General features: G+C 45.6%; 8 protein-coding genes and 1 tRNA gene. 2 read left to right on the forward strand and 7 right to left on the reverse strand.

Going from position 1 to position 16,457, the window contains the following annotated elements:
- Window positions 1-66: 66 nt before the first annotated feature.
- From ACX9NY_RS13820 to ACX9NY_RS13830, 3 genes are all read right to left on the reverse strand, one after another.
- Complete coding sequence (locus ACX9NY_RS13820) at window positions 67-594, reverse strand: MarR family winged helix-turn-helix transcriptional regulator (RefSeq protein ID WP_472478918.1); 528 nt, start codon at window positions 592-594, stop codon at window positions 67-69.
- A 47-nt stretch (window positions 595-641) separates the two neighbouring features.
- Window positions 642-1,454, reverse strand: a complete 813-nt coding sequence (locus ACX9NY_RS13825; RefSeq protein ID WP_472478920.1) for an alpha/beta hydrolase — start codon at window positions 1,452-1,454, stop codon at window positions 642-644.
- Window positions 1,455-1,803: 349 nt separating this feature from the next.
- Window positions 1,804-9,846 carry an immunoglobulin-like domain-containing protein gene (locus tag ACX9NY_RS13830; RefSeq protein WP_472478922.1) on the reverse strand — a complete coding sequence of 2,681 codons (8,043 nt, stop codon included), beginning with the start codon at window positions 9,844-9,846 and terminating at the stop codon, window positions 1,804-1,806.
- A 449-nt stretch (window positions 9,847-10,295) separates the two neighbouring features.
- Here ACX9NY_RS13830 and ACX9NY_RS13835 point away from each other — a divergent pair, with 449 nt between their 5' ends.
- Window positions 10,296-13,922: an S-layer homology domain-containing protein gene (locus tag ACX9NY_RS13835; RefSeq protein WP_472478924.1), complete on the forward strand. Its 3,627-nt coding sequence runs from the start codon at window positions 10,296-10,298 to the stop codon at window positions 13,920-13,922.
- Window positions 13,923-14,152: 230 nt separating this feature from the next.
- Here the strand turns inward: ACX9NY_RS13835 and ACX9NY_RS13840 are convergent.
- Window positions 14,153-14,225: transfer RNA gene (locus ACX9NY_RS13840), tRNA-Ala, on the reverse strand.
- Between the two features lie 185 nt (window positions 14,226-14,410).
- Window positions 14,411-14,878 (reverse strand): transcriptional regulator NrdR, encoded by a 468-nt coding sequence (gene nrdR / locus ACX9NY_RS13845; protein WP_036609807.1) that lies wholly within the window; start codon window positions 14,876-14,878, stop codon window positions 14,411-14,413.
- A 116-nt stretch (window positions 14,879-14,994) separates the two neighbouring features.
- Here nrdR and ACX9NY_RS13850 point away from each other — a divergent pair, with 116 nt between their 5' ends.
- Complete coding sequence (locus tag ACX9NY_RS13850; RefSeq protein ID WP_017689472.1) at window positions 14,995-15,216, forward strand: alpha/beta-type small acid-soluble spore protein; 222 nt, start codon at window positions 14,995-14,997, stop codon at window positions 15,214-15,216.
- 82 nt (window positions 15,217-15,298) lie between these two features.
- Here the strand turns inward: ACX9NY_RS13850 and ACX9NY_RS13855 are convergent, their stop codons facing one another.
- The gene (locus ACX9NY_RS13855; protein WP_315936545.1) at window positions 15,299-15,862 is read right to left on the reverse strand and encodes a lytic transglycosylase domain-containing protein; all 564 of its coding nucleotides are present in this window, start codon (window positions 15,860-15,862) and stop codon (window positions 15,299-15,301) included.
- Window positions 15,859-16,455: a dephospho-CoA kinase gene (gene coaE, locus ACX9NY_RS13860; protein ID WP_472478926.1), complete on the reverse strand. Its 597-nt coding sequence runs from the start codon at window positions 16,453-16,455 to the stop codon at window positions 15,859-15,861. Before coaE ends, ACX9NY_RS13855 begins: the two co-directional genes overlap by 4 nt.
- Between the last annotated feature and the right edge of the window lie 2 nt (window positions 16,456-16,457).

Consider the following 16,457-nt stretch of genomic DNA (forward strand, 5'->3'; position numbering starts at 1 on the left):
AAGCAAAAAGGAATTTTCCTTTCCGGCCACAGAACAGCCTTGAGGAAAATCCCTTTTATCTCGAAACTAGTCGATGCCCGAATCCGAATCAATTCTGATTAATTTACGCGCTTCCTGTTCCTTTTCACCATACCAGACGAGTACATCGGCGAACATATCCATAATGCGAATAAAGTTTTGTTTGTCGGCATCTGAAATCTGATCGGCATACTTGAAAATCTCATCAAAGCAAAGCTCTCGCACAAATTCGGTATACTTGCCATATACCTCGCGCCCTTTTGCCGAAGGTTTGACGTAAATATCTTTGCGGTTACCGCTTAGATGGAATTTCTCGAGCAGTCCTTTTTCGGTCAAATTCTTCACATTCTTGGAAAATGTACTGCGGCTTACGCCCAGGCGCGCAGCCATTTCCGTCATCTTCTCTTCCTTGTCCTCGGCTTCCAGAATGTATTCCAGCGTCTGAATCTGTGAAGCCGAGAACATCATATCCGTACCATAACTTCGCTGCAACTTATAGGTGTTCGAGTACGCATTGCCGTACTTGATAATTTTTTCAATCAGTTCCCGATGGTCGCCCATCCAATCTAATTTCATGGATAATCCCTTTCATCATTCAGATTCTCTCTCTTACTCTACTGAAATCAGATCCGTTTTTCAATCCATGTGATTGCTTCTTCAATAACGTCATCACGGGTTGGTTCATTAAATATCTCATGCATCAGATGAGCATAAATTTTGAGTGTTTTATCGGTTGAAGCGATATCTCCGTAAAAATCACGAGAATCCTTTTCGCTGACCAGCCCGTCATTCGCCCCATGCAGAACAAGTACGGGATCTATAAACTTCTCAGCGTTCTCCTTCAGCCATGTTATGCCATTTCCCAGACTGTTAAACAAATCTACAGAGATTTGCTTTTCAACTAGTGGATCATTCGCGTAAGCGGATACAACTGCGGGATCACTACATACGCCGCTGCCCAGCTCATTCGGGAAATACGTGCCTGTAGGCAGATCCATCGGCAGTTCTCCGGCAACTTTTGTATTGTAACGAGTGAGCGCTCCGGATAACACGATACCTTTAACCTTGCCTGGATATTTCGTTCCAAAAGACGATGTTGCGAAGCCGCCCATACTATGTCCGATAACAAACAGCGGAAGATTTCCGCTTTCTTGCAAAGCAGTCTCCACCACAACGTTGACATCCTCTATGATCTGGTGGAAATCACTGTAGAACGTACGTGGTCCTTCGGATCTGGCATGACCGCGATGATCGAATCGATATACGTTAAACCCGCGCTGACTCAGCTTCTCTGTCACATAATCATAGCGACCGGTATGTTCCGCTAATCCGTGCACAATAACGACAGCGGCTTTGGCATTTTCCACTGTATCCTTGCTGAAATAAAGCTGTGTACCATCAAAGGATTGAATTGTTGTCTCGATTTTAGTCATCATTTCCCCATCCTTTTTGTAGTGTCCAAGCTTAAGCTCCGAGAGATCATTTCTTCCGCCCTTAACAAGGACACGTATAATATAGTTCTCAACAAAAATAATATTGTTTCTTATAGAAACAATATATCATCTGGTATGTTCTCTTGTCTACATTAATTTAAAAGCGCTTTCAAAAAGGATAAGTATCACTGCTATGAATCATAAAAAAACCACTTACACTCAAGAGTCCTTGTGTTAGTAGCCAAGTTTTAGGTATTGAACATGAGGGAATCGAAATGGTACGCCAAAAACGCTACCACAAGAAGTGGTAACGTTTTTAGCTTTGTTATTCCTTAATGCACGGAGCCCGTGCCTACATCAAACCCAACACATTATAAATCATCACTGCTGCTTCTGCACGGCTGGCATTCTTCTTCGGTGCAAACTCATCGTTACCTACACCGTTTATGATGCCTGCTCCCTGTATTGCCTCTACCGCTTGCTTCGCGTAGTTTGCGATGCTTGCTTCATCCTTGAAAGCAGTAGCTTCACCACCTGCTAACGCTAGTTGCTTTATTTGGATCGCCTTGTATACCATAACCACCATATCTTCTCGCGTAATGTTCTCACGAACTCCAAATCTTCCATTTGGTTTTCCGTTCACAATCCCCAGCTTCTGCGCAGTTGCGATGTTTCCATGGTACCATTCTCCTGACTTCACATCACTAAAACTTGTCGTTGCGCTCTCATCCGATAACTCCAACATATTCATCAGCATGGTGATGAATTCTGCTCTTGTCACTTGACCCTTCGGATTAAACTCGCCGTCGCCTACACCATTCACAATGCCTCTTGCTCCCAATGCTGAGATGGCATCCTTCGCCCAGTCTTGGGTCACATCCTTAAAGCTCGTTGCAACATACGCTACCGTATACTTGCTTAGATACGTTGGCTTGAACTCTACTTTTCCTGTCGCTGCATTGTATTTACCATTCGTCACCACTCTTAGCTCACCGTTGTCCTTCACATCGTATACGATGACATTGTTTGGATTTTCGGCAGCTTTTAGGGTGTATGGCAATGCAATCACGAGATCATCTCTGCCATCAAACGCTGTAAGCTTCTTACCATCAATCGTTAACTCGATATCATATACGACCTCACCAGTTAGCCCCGCTTGTGCACTAGCTGACAATTGATTAGCTGTTATTTTCTTAATCGACAATCCTAACGTTTTCCCCGCACTTGTTCCTGTTCCGAGCAGTTCGGTTGCCACGCTTACGACTGCAGAGCCTGTATTGATCTCGATGCGATCTACCGTAGAAGATCCACTTGTTAAGCGCGCATCTACTGCTAACTCAATCGTTAGCCCGTTCCAGCTTTGATCACCTTCAACTCGTATCTGTAGCTCACCGCTTGTCGTTTGATCAAGCGCACGCTTCACTGTATCCGCACTTAACTTCACGTTAAAAGCACCGTTCTCACTTGCGACTGGCTTAATGTTTATTTGGCCGTTGTCCATTACCACTGGCTCATTTCCACCTGTAGCTGGTGGTGCTGTAGGTGCAGGGATATTACCGCTACCATTTCCATCCCCACTGCTTGGTGCTTCTGGAGTCCCATCAACCAATGGTGTTACTGTTACTGTAGCGCTGGATGAAAACCCACCATCTTCTGTAGTTACTGTAATGTTTGCTGTTCCTGCTGCCACCGCTGTTACTCGCCCCGTCGCACTTACAGTGGCTACAGCTGGATTACTGGAGCGCCATGTTACTGCTTTTTTCGTTGCATTAGCTGGTAATACGGTAGCTGTCAATTGCCCTGATTTACCTTCTACGATGGACAACGTCGTTTGGTCCAGGCTAATTCCACTAACGGGTACGTTCTTCCCACTAAGTGCATCATACTCACGTTGTGTAATGGGAATTACCGTTCCGTGACGCGGACTCGCGGGTAAATTGTAGTTAGAAGATAATGTCCAGACACCTGATGCAAGATTGGTTGTCTCGAATGGAATATAACCTCTTCCACCAAACTCATCTACGAATAAATACCATTTTTCTTCTGTATTTGATTTGAAGATCGTTGGACCCTCAACCCATTTCATGTTACCCACACCTTGATTAATCATCTTGAAGGCTGGATCTAAGATCGAGTTACCAACCTCTTGGAAGACCATCTTGCCAAATGGAGCAGCAGCTCCGTTGTCCTGCTCATCCTTCGTAAAGCGATACACTTTTCCATCATGCTCAATCATCGTTGTGTCAATGATGGAATATCCATAATCCAAATATACTTTCGGTTCAGTGAACGTATAGAAATCTCTTGTCTTGCTATACATCATTTTTTGATATGCACTGCCTGTATGGGATGCATCGACAAACATTCTTGAAGCCCAGAATACGATATATTCACCAGTTGTTTTGTCGTACATGATTTCTGGTGCCCAGGTATTACCCGCTTCTTCCGGTGCAACCTCTACCATGCGTTGATCTGTCCAGTTGACCAGATCATTCGATTCCCACACCATAATGGAACGACTGCCCCATGTCTGTGCTCTGCCCCAGTTACCATTGCCGTTAATTTTCAGATCGGTAGCGATCATATAGAACTTGTCACCTTCAGGCGAACGAATAATGAATGGATCTCGTACTCCCTTCTCCCCTAAGGTAGAGGTCAATACAGGTTTACCATTATTCAATTCTCGCCAGTTCAATGGATCATTACCGTTACTTAGTGCAAAGTGAACTTGCTCGCCTGTTGAGCTACCTTCTCCAGTGAAATATGCGAAGAAGTATCCCGCATATTTTTCATCAGCAGGCCGTTCCTTCACCTTCGCCATAAATTCCTTTGTAGCGGATGCTGCATTTAATGTAATCGTAGCTGTAAGCTTCACGTCTATATCTCCACTACCGTACGCCGGACGTTGTACTTCACCCGTCACTGAAATGACATTGGGCTGAACAGAAGCCCAAGTAATGGTTGTTCCATATAGTCCAGATTTCGGTAATGAGAGATGACCTCTAACATCACCAATGTTATGAACGACTAGCGCTGCTTTTGCTTCATCTACAGAAGCGGCATCGCTTGGCAATGCCTTAACCATCAACGTAAAGGTTTTGAGAGCTGTCTCTGTACCATCTGAAAATACTGCTGTTAACGTTACAACTTGATCACCCGTTGCATTAGCTGGTCTGGTTACGGCACCTGTAGTTGAGATGACATTCCCCTTATCTGAAGTCCAGCTTATTGTTGTGCCATAAGCACCTGATGTTGGCAAAGTTACATTGCTTATAATCGCATCTTTGGATGTATTCGAGGCAAGAAGATCATGAATGGTTAATTTCTCTTTCGCAGCCGATACAAACATGCCCTTCATCGAAGCAATCTTCTGATCTGCACGAGCCTTCAGTGATGCAATATCTGCTGCTGTCATCGCACCATCATAGATTTGGAAGTCTGCAATCAACCCGCCGAAGTATGGATCAGCCGGATAAAATGACTTCCCAATGGTTCCACTACTGCCTGAGATATTTTTTATTTGTTCTAACGTCATACCATTCGTTGATCCTGATGCAACAGCAACACCATCAATATATAGCGCTAGTGTACCATCTGTACCTGAAACAACAGTTGTAACGATTTTCCATTCATTATTCTTTAAGCCCGTGGTCGAAGTTGAAGACTCATTATTCCAGGCATTCGTCGCGATACCTAAGCGAGCCAGACCGTTAGCGTTATAACGTGGTGTGAAATACGTATAGTGCGTATTACTGTTTGGTCTTCCTAATGCATATAACCACTCCGCAGCATTTTTACCGCTCCAGTTCACAATGGACGAAACGGTGATATCCGTTAATCCATCGAGAACTCCTTGTGGCAGCTCTACATAGGAGTTAGTCGTGCCACCAGTAAAGCTTAGTACACCCGCATCTTGTGTACTAATCCATTCTGCTTTAGACGGATTCATCCATTTTCCGTTAAAGTTTCCTGTTTGGTCAACAACTGTCGCACCATCGATATCATTCATATCGTAGTGGAGAATGAGTTCTGCCCCAGATGGCTGCTCTACTGGAGGAGTAACGTCTTCATTAGCCAAAGTTGCAATCTCTTCAACGGATAATGCACGATTATAGATACGGAAATCATCCAATTTACCATCAAATAGACTATGAGAGCTGTTTCTCGATTTACCAATATAATTCATCGTTGTTTCCAGTAACATTCTCGGCTCCACGTTAAATGTCGAGCTGCGTTTAACCTCTTGACCATTCACGTACAATACGGCATCAAATTCATCCATTGTAATGGCAACATGCTGCCAAGTCTTCGTTGGTAAAAGTCCAGCATTTCTCACTGCATATTTATAATCTGATCCTAGTTTCGTGCTGTCATTGCTAAATTTCTCTGTAAAAGGGGTTACGACAGCGAACTCCAGACTACCTGTATCCCCTTGTGTACTCAAGTACATGGTGTTGCGGTTAACCTGTCTGCCTGTTTCGGAAGCAAAATCAAATATTCTTTGATTGGCTTGATTTTTATCCATTTGAACCCATGTAGAGAACGTAGCCTTCTCCAGATTCAAGGATTGAATCAAGTGATCTGGCAGCTTCACATATCCTGTTGATCCATTAAGCTCTAGTGCACCACCACTTTTACCGATCCGATCCTCTTCATTAATCGTTGCTCCACCTACGAGTGTTGCGTGATAGCCATTACCAGAAATGTCATTCAACGTTGTACCATTCACTGTATCTGCATCGAATGAGTAATGTACAACCGGATCTGTTGATGGCGCTGGACCTTTCCATGCATACTTCTCTTGCAAAGCATTATACTCTGCACGTGAGATTGGAATTACCGTCCCGTGTCGTGGTCCTGGCGGAAGTGCATATTGATCACTACTTAACACATTGTTTATATATTGCGTGCTACTGTCCAAGTCTGTTGTATATCGTACATGATATGGCCATGAATCAAGGAACAGATACCATTTGTCTTTATGAATATCTTTAAAAATCGTTTGTCCTTCGTTATTGCCATTTTTTCCGATCAAGCCAAGTTTGTTATCACGTGTACCCGGAACTGCGTCGTATTGAAGGCCATTTGCTGCAATACCGTCTTTGTCATAATAGAACGTTGGGGCCTTCTCCACATACACTTTCGTATTTACTTCTGATTTGGTGAATCGGTACAACATATCATTATGCTCAATAAACGTCGTATCAATGGTCGGAAGTGACTCATCAATCATGACCTTTGGCTCTGAAAAAGTGTAAAAGTCTCTTGTTGTTGCGTAGTACATCACATTGTACTGACCTTCTGGTCTTCCGTTATAATCACCATATGTCTCTGTGTTTTTCATTGATGATGCCCAAAATACGATATACTCACCAGTTACCGGATCATAGATCGCTTCTGGCGCCCACGTATTTCCTCCCGTCTTGGGAGCAACCTTGATCTTTCGCTGCTCGCTCCAGTTCACGAGATCCTCTGACTCCCAAACCATCATGTAATGACTGCCTGTCATTTGAGCTTGATCAAAATTTGTACTTTCACCCATTTTCAAATCGGTTGCCAGCATATAGAACTTATCGCCTTCTGCTGACCGAATAACGAATGGATCACGAAGCCCCTTTTCCCCCATATTCGATTGCAGGATCGACTTTCCATTATTCAGTGCTTTCCAGAACAATGGATCTTCCGCTGTAGCGAAGGAGATCTCTTCACCGCCCTCATATTCACCTGTAAAGTATGCAAAGAAGTACGCATCAGGCTGTACTGGTGCAGCTGCTTTTCTAATCGTAACGTTAAACGTTAGCTCTTTCGAAGCTGTACCATTCGTAATCGTAGCGATTAGCGTAACGGGTATATCCGTAGTTTGACGGCTCACCCAGCCTAATTGTGTAGCGTTACCAGCCGCTTCAGCCGTTCCTTTAACGACCGCCGGCCTGCTGGATGTCCATGTAATGGTGGAGCCTTGTTCACCTGTAGTGACAAGACGTAAGTTCCCTTTAACATTGTCCGCGTTGTAGATCTCTAATTGTTCAGCGTCCAGATCAACCTTCTGCTGATCATCGAATTGCTTCAAGATCGTAACCGGGAATACAGCCGCTCTAGATACGCCTTGATACGTTAAAGTAGCGGTAAGCTCTGCTTGAACATTACCTGCTTCAACAGCAGGACGTTGTACAGTACCACTGTTAGAAATGACCGTAGGATGACTGGAACTCCACGTGATGTTTACGCCGTTTTTACCACTCGTCGGTAAGGTAAGGTCTTTCGTTATCTGCTCAGCACTCTGATCTGCTTCGTCTAAGTAACGATCTATGCGAATTTGATTCGCTGCATCATCAACAGTAAGCTGACGTATTTTGGAGATGTGAGTTGCTGCTTCTTGTTGATATAACTCGCCCATTTCCTGCTCTGTCAACGCACGATCATATACTTGGAAATCAGCCACGCTACCTTGAAGGTATGGATCGTTCGCGAAGATGGACTTACCGATAAAGCCAGAAAACGTAGCATCCGGATTAATAATGTCTGACAACTTTAGTCCCTTCGTATTACCTGAAGCAACCTTAACTCCATCAACGAATAATGTGATCCTGTTGCTAGCTTCAGAGAAGGACACCGTTACATGCTTCCACTGTCCACTGATCAGGTTGGAGTTTGCGCCACCTGTAACTAAGGCTTCGTTCGGCCAGCCATTTTTGGAGATGCCTGTAGCAATCATATTGCCTGATCCACTACCGTGACGTGGGGTTACGAAGAAATATTTGTTCGTTTCCGGCGTTAACACCGTACCCAAACCGAAAATCCAGCGATTCGTACCGTCATTCGTCCAGTTTACGATGGAAGACACGGTAATCTCATTCAGACCTTGTAATAGATCCAGTCCATTAGAGCCCTTCGGAATCTCAACATATCCACTGTTCGATGTAGAGCTTCCACCATTAAATGAAATAAAACCAACTTCACTATTTGAAATGAACTGTCCATTGTTTGGATTTTTAAATATTCCATCAAACGTAACTGCCTTGTTGGCAACATCCTTTAATACAAGTTGACCGTCTACTTCTTCGGTCATTTTCATGTTGTAATGAAGAATAAGATCATCTTTAAGTGATTTTCCCTTAACGGTAACGGCTGATGTAGCTGTAAACTCTCCATCTTCAGTCTGTACCGTAATTGTGGCATTACCCTCACTAACCGCTGTAACATTACCCGTTGAATTGACAAGCGCTACACTGGAGTCACTAGATGTCCAGACGACTCTTTTATTGGTTGCATTTGAAGGTGAGATTGTAGCCACTAATGTCTCGCTGTCCCCCATGGATAAACGAAGTGCAGCTTCATTAAGCGAAACCTCCTTAACGGCAATCTGCTCCACAGTAGCACCTTTAGGTAGTAAGGTAACCACGAACTCCTTCGTTGCCTGGCTTCCACCTAAAGAAATGGTTGCAGTTAACGTCACTTGTTGCTCCATTTCTCGTAAGGTCACTTCCCCAGTTGTACTAACCGCACTCTCATCACTGGAAGTCCACAATATCCATGCGCCATACTTATTGGTAGAAGGAAGTTCAAGAGATTCTGTCACGGCAGATATATCACCTAACGTTAGCTCTATTTTTCCTTGTTGTACTTGCTTTTCATTAAATGATTGTTCATATACTGCCGCGATATCTTCATTATTTAGTGCCTCTCCGTAAATTCTCAAATCTTGAAAGCTGCCCGCAAAAGTAGCATCCCCTGAATAATTGGAGCGACCGATGTATGCTTGCAAATCCGTACCAAAGCTGGCTGTTGTTTTCTCTTTGGCGGCCGTGCCTATACTTACACCGTTAATGTAACCTGTAATAGAGCGTTCTGTGATGACCGTCGTATAGTGAACCCATTGACCTTGATATTGTGAGGTAGAAGCGCCTGATACTCCTATCTCAGTTGTCCAAGGCTGGTCCACATTATTGCGATCCGTAAATACGGACTTGAAATCACCACTTGGGTTCGATGGATTAAACAGCCAATAGTTCGTTGGTAATTTATTTTCAGCTGCTGGCGTACCGTAGAATAATGCGGAGTAATTCCCGCTCCCCGTGTTATTTTTGATCCATACAGAAATCGTTGTATTTTCTTGATGATCAAACAATCCAGTAGGAAGCTGCACGTAGTTCGTAGTACTATCTGTTCCTCCAGGTAAAGTAAGACCATCGGCATACGTAATGTTGCCTACAGCCGTTCCATGTTTGCCATTACCGGATGTATCCTGTACATCCTCAAGCAGTGGATAATGTGCCAACATCGTTGGTGTTACGGGGTCCGCTGAAGCTTGATTGTTAAATGGCAGAACAAAACTCAAACAGTTATTGAAGGTCAAAAATAAAACTAACGTTATGATTGAAATCCGCTTTCGCATAGCATTCTTCCCCTCGTTTAATATTTAAAAGCACACAATCCTTATTTCACCTTTAAAAGAAGACCACCTCGCTCAAGGAGTTAAAAAAACACCCTGATATGAATGCGCTTACATTTCTCCTCATATTACGTCTTCCACCTTTCCAATTCAATGTAGTTTCTTGTTCATAAGGTGGATTTTTTTATTGCAATTTGAAATGAATGCAAACTGCGACACCATTCATATGAAGCAATCTACTTGTACAGATGCGTACAAGATTATCAAAACAATAAAACGGCATCTCTGCCGTTCTGGATGTATACGTATGGTTTATGTGTAAATTAAAGGATTTAACTCCTGATAGACTTAATATATATAGTTGGACGCTTGTCATATTGACAACGTGTCCGAATAAGATGTCGGTAAGCCGTGGGCGAACCGGATCAAAAAAATAAGGAGGATTTTCATTTATGCCAAAACGATTTAGCAGAATGCTCGCATTCCTCTGTTGCTTGGTCATGGTAGCGTCGCTAATGCCTACCAGCTATGCTGCCGCCACTGACAACATCGAGAACGCAGAAGCGAATGAAACACCCACCGCCATTTTTGGAACTCCCGAACTCGGGTCAAATGATCCCCTCTGGGACCAAACCATGGAGCATCACATCAACAAAAGCACGGTACCCACCGACCCGAGACCCCATGCCATGGGTACAGCAAGAATCCTTTGGGATCATGACTACCTGTATGCCCGCGTAGATGTGAATGACAGTAATCTATATCAGGGAGCTGGCGCAGATCACCGGTATGACAGCCTGGAGTTTTATGTTGGTACCGGAACCAGCGGCTCAAATCAATGGCGAGTCAGCTCGACGGGTGTGTTTTCAGGGCAGGCCGCTCCAGGCAGGGCTGCATGGACCCAGATCACGGAAACCGGATACATCGTGGAAATGAGAATACCCAAAAGAAATTTGACCTTTGAGGAGGGACAGCTTACCTTTGAGGTCTATATTAATAACTCGACAGAAAACGGCGGTGACCGCTATGAAGTCGTTTCCTCTTTTGGAGTTCCAGACGCAGCTTACACCAGCTCTGATTCATTTACAGACAGCCTGCAGCTCATCCCAGCCAATGAATTAGACACCAGATTATCAATTACCGCCACTGCGGGACCGGGCGGCTCAATCATGTCGAACCCACCCGGGGATGTTCTGAGAGTAGATCGGGGCTCTAACAAAGAAATTACGTTTGCCCCCGATTACGGCAAAATTGTGGATACCGTAACAGTAGACGGCCAGACCGTGACTCTATCTGCTGGCACTTATACCTTTACGAATATTGAGGCTGATCATGCCATTCATGTGACATTCAAAAACGATCCGGACGCGGGGATACTTCCCTTTATCGTATGGAATGACAACTTCGCCAGTGGCGAGTACACAACGGCTGTTATCATTGATTTAGGCGAGGGGAAGTCGGCGTTAGGCTCCGCGCTTAATCCGGATTTATTTGCCTTATCGGCTAGGAACACGACCCTGAACGGCGAAGCAGTGACCTTTGAAGGACCACGCAAAATCACAAGGGTATACGCTAATGACGAGCCAAAGGTACGCGGCTATGTCGGGCCGATTAGCCATTCACCAGATTATCAGGACGGACTGACGAGCGGTCGTTACATCGTTGTTGAGTCTGAGTTTTATTCAGAGAGCGGCGGCAGTACAACGCTGGATGGCAGCAGTAACTCGACTAGGCAGGTCTACACCCTTGTTCAAAAGGGCGAAATCGTACTGACAGAAGGGAATTCGCTTCACAATGTGGTTTTTGAACAGGAAAAAGTGGTGAATCCAATCCTCGATAAATTTACAACATTCACGGACAATTCGGTCAATCGTTCGCTCTACCTTCACAAGGATGAAGACGGTAACGTGATGAAAGGATTGCCGCTGTATGTATATACCCACGGCATGTCACGCGGCGGCACAAACGCTGCGACAGACCAAAAAGCGGCCATGAAATCCGCCAACGGCTCCGTCGCTTTAATGAAAAAGATGGAGCAAAATCCCGATAAGTACGCCAGCCATGTACTGAATCTTTCCTATAATGGCGTATCTGTTCCCTCCACAGAAAATGTTAAGAAGGTCATAGACGCCCTGATTGCCAGCGGTGAAGTAGATCCTAACCGTATTTACGCAGCAGGCTTCTCATGGGGCGGCCAGTATACGAATAACTTAGTTAACAGCTATCCCGGCTTCTTCGCTGCCGCCGCACCTATGGCCCCGGTAAGCGGTTCACCGAACGCTAAAGACAATGACGCTCACAACACCCTGGCCTATTGGATGTTTTTAAATGCTCATAATGTTGGTGGCTACCAGACAAACCTCAATAACTTCATCAATAACAATATGCCAAAAATGGTCAACGCGAGGGCTTCGCGCTTTGAGAGTAATGAGGCTCTTACGTGGCCCTACAATCAATTTGATCAGCCGAATCTGAGGCCGAATCCGGCCAACACACCTGTTCTGGCTGATTATATAGCGCATGAAGTTGAAGCGGCGGTGCTTTATAACCAGATCACTATGGGGAATTGGAGCATAGCTCCCACGGCGCAGTCCTCTAACTTGCCGGCTTGGAACAACGATTACACAGACGTCTTTGATTGGATGTTCGCGCAGAGAAAACCGTCCGTGCCTGATGCACCGAGTGGCTTCAAAGCGACAGCGGGTGACGGACAGGTCACATTGAGCTGGAATGCTCCTGCTGACGATGGTGGCAGCGCGATATTGGGCTATAAGGTATGGTATGGAAATGTAACACCGGTTGCATTGGAAGCGGCGGAGACCAAATATACCTTCAACAATCTGACAAACGGCCAAGGCTACAACTTCACCATCATCGCGGTGAACGCGAAGGGAGACGGCGCGGAGATCAGTGCTACGGCGACACCGATGAAGACGACGACTCCCACTGTACCTGATTCTGGCGGCAATACGGGCAACACCGGTAATACAAGCAACGTTGATAATTCAAGCAACACCGACAATACAGGCATCGGGACAGACCCTGGAACCGGAACCTCGAAGTCGACCTACACAGTGAATACACCGAAGGATAAGCCCGCAATCACAGACAAAAACGGCAACACCACCCTGCCAGGCGGCGGCGAGATAACGACCAAAGGCGGGACGAAGATTAAGGTACCCGAAGGCACATCGATAGACGCAAACGGTGAGGTAACCATTCCGAAAGACAAAAGCGCCGAAGTGACACTACCTGGAGGCATCAGCACAGTGATCATTTCGGGTGGCTCAACGATCGCGAGCGACGGTACAGTCATAGTAGGCGGTAAAGACGCGCATGTGAACCTGTCAAACGGCAACCAGGTGCATCTCCACGGTGGATCGAAGATACGGAGCAGCGGAGCGGTTGTGGTAGGACCGGACGGAGCAAGAGTCGGTTTAAACAACGGCATGTCGCTGAACATCCGTGAGGGTACGGAGCTGGTGTTCGATGATGCCACCCCACTGGGCTTCCTCGTGATATCGGGCAACCCTTTCAGGGATGCCAACATGGGAGACTGGTTCTACAACGATATAAATTTCGCCTACACATACGATCTTTTCAACGGCACGACGTCCACAATGTTCTCACCGGGCAGCGCAATGACGCGTGCAATGTTCGTGCAGGTACTCGCCAATCTTGAGAACGTAAACCTCTCCAGCTACACGAGTTCCCGCTTTAATGACGTGACGGACGGACAATGGTACACCGCGGCAGCCGAGTGGGCGGCCGAAAAAGGCATAGTCAACGGTACAAACGCAGACCTGTTTGACCCCAATTCGCCGTTAACGCGCGAGCAGCTGCTAGTGATACTTTACAACTACATGAACTACAAGGGCTATGAGATACCTGAAAGCTACTCTAAACCCTTCACGGATCAGAGTGAGATCAGCTCCTGGGCGTTGGAGGCCGTTCAAGCGCTACAAGGCAACGGCATTGTATTAGGCAAACCGGGCAACTTTTTTGCTCCCAAAGCCACCGCCTCCCGCGCCGAAGTAGCCACGATCTTTGTAAGGTTCGTCGAATATCCGGCTAAGTGAAAGCGTATACAGGATTAAGGAGACCCCTCCCGGTTGGACAATATCCAGCCGGAGGGGTCTCTTGTTTTCAAACTGCATTTTTTTGACAACTCCCCGGTCAGGACTTTAAACCCTCGATTTTTGGTATTTAGAATATACGTCCCCAATTCCTTCTACTTCATTAATCATGTTCTGATTTATTTCACCACATAAAAAACGCCATCACACTAATGTGATGGCGTTCTTCGTTATGGAGCCTAGGGGGATCGAACCCCTGACCTCATCGCTGCCAGCGATGCGCTCTCCCAGCTGAGCTAAGGCCCCAGGATATGAAATAGATAACTTGTCCAACACTGCTAACGTTCCACAGGCGACTCCTATATCATATAAAATCCAGCTTTCGCTGTCAATCAATTTTTCAAGATCCAAAATGATTGGAGAAGAACAACCGATTTCACTGGTACACATGGACTGGAACTCCAGACTGCTCTTCTCCCTTTCCCACTTCACTAATCCTCCAGATCGTCTTTGGACAACAGGGATTTCAGTTCTTTCATGAACATATTGATATCTTTGAACTGACGATATACCGACGCGAAACGGACATACGCCACTTCATCGACTGGAAACAACTGTTCCATCAATAGCTCACCAATCTGACGACTCTCCACTTCAGCATCAGCTGTATTACGCAGGGATTTCTCGACTTCAGATACCATCATCTCCAACGTCTCAACGGAGACTGGACGTTTCTCACAGGCACGAATAAGCCCGCGAAGAATCTTGTCCCGGCTAAACTCTTCCCGGCTGCCATCTTTCTTGATAACAATTAATGGAGTTTCTTCAATCATCTCAAACGTTGTGAATCTTCGGGCACACTGCTCACACTCCCGGCGACGGCGAATGGATTTCGCTTCGTTGGCCGGACGCGAATCAAGCACTTTGGTACCCATATAACCGCAATAAGGACACTTCAAATCAGATCACTTCCCACGTTTTACTTTTTACCACATATTCCCTGTCTTGATTTTGTAATGAAAAATGCATTGCCGAGACATAATACTTTTACCAACTCACGAGGAGGTGAACAGCAATGGCACAAAGCAACGGTAACTCCAACAACCTGGTGGTAACTAAAGCTTCCGCAGCACTCGAGCAAATGAAATATGAAGTTGCTCAAGAACTCGGAATCAGCATCCCACAAGACGGATACCAAGGTAACATGACTTCTTACGAGAACGGTTCGATCGGTGGATACATCACGAAGCGTCTGGTAACAATTGCAGAACAGCAATTGGCAGGTCAATACCAATAATATCTGCATCGTAATACGCTACACAGAGGAGCATGGAGCGGCCGGTGAACAACCGGCCTGCTCTGTGCTTCTACTTATATACTTAGAACGTATTATAGATCTTAACATACTGATTATAATAATAAATGACCCTTTGTACATAGTGACGCGTCTCACCAAATGGAATATCCTTTACCGTATCGAATGAACCATCCCATACACCATCTCTGAGCCAACTATTCACTTTGCCTGGACCCGCATTATAAGCAGCGATCATAACCGCTTCATTGCCACCAAATTGATCGGACAGATTGCGCAGATACCATGTGCCTAACTGAATATTTCGTTCAGGCTCGTGCTTCAATTCCTCCAGTGAAGTGTCGGGAATTTTGGCTTGTTCCAATATCCAGTTGGCCGTGTCCGGCATCAGCTGCATGAGTCCAATGGCACCTCGTTTGGATTCCTTGCTTGTCTTGAAATTGGTCTCCACTTTGATAATGGAAGCAATCAGAAACGGATCAACCTCATAGCTCTGAGATTGGGCACGAATCTCTTCCTTATAATGAATCGGATAGAACCATGCCATCCAGTTTGTATTCAGAAATAGCACCAATACAAAGGACACAAACATCAACAGCAGTACTCGTTTCTTGCGCAATATTCTCATAACAAACCCTTACGCTGTAGATATGAGTCAATTTGCTGCTCCGTCTCAGTCCATAAACCGCTGTTATCGATGACAATGTCAGCCAACTGCTTTTTGCGCTCAATATCCATCTGTACATCCATCCGTGCCTCAGCCTGCGCTGCAGTCATTCCATCCCGACTCATCAAGCGATCTCGTTGAACCGCTCTCGGTACATAGACAACCATGACTTCCTCAAAGCCGTCTTCCAGACCCGATTCGTAGAGCAATGGAATATCAGATACCACAAGTTTATCCGGATGTTGCAACGCATATGCAGCAGCCCGTTCACGCATCTCTTTACGGATCGCCGGATGTGTGATAGCCTCCAATGCCTTTCGTTCCTCTGGTTGTTGGAAAACAATACTTCCAAGCTTTTTCCGATCCAGTGTTCCATCTTCGTTCAGTATGGCTTGTCCAAACCGCTTAACAGCGGCGGCCAACACGGGATGCCCGGGCATCATAACTTCCCGGGCAATAACGTCTGCATCGATGAGCAACGCTCCCTTACTGGCGAGATAGGCGGAAACACTGCTTTTGCCTGTCGCGATCCCGCCGGTTAAGCCTATATTCATCG

The sequence above is a fragment of the Paenibacillus sp. CB74 genome (genome assembly GCF_055687625.1).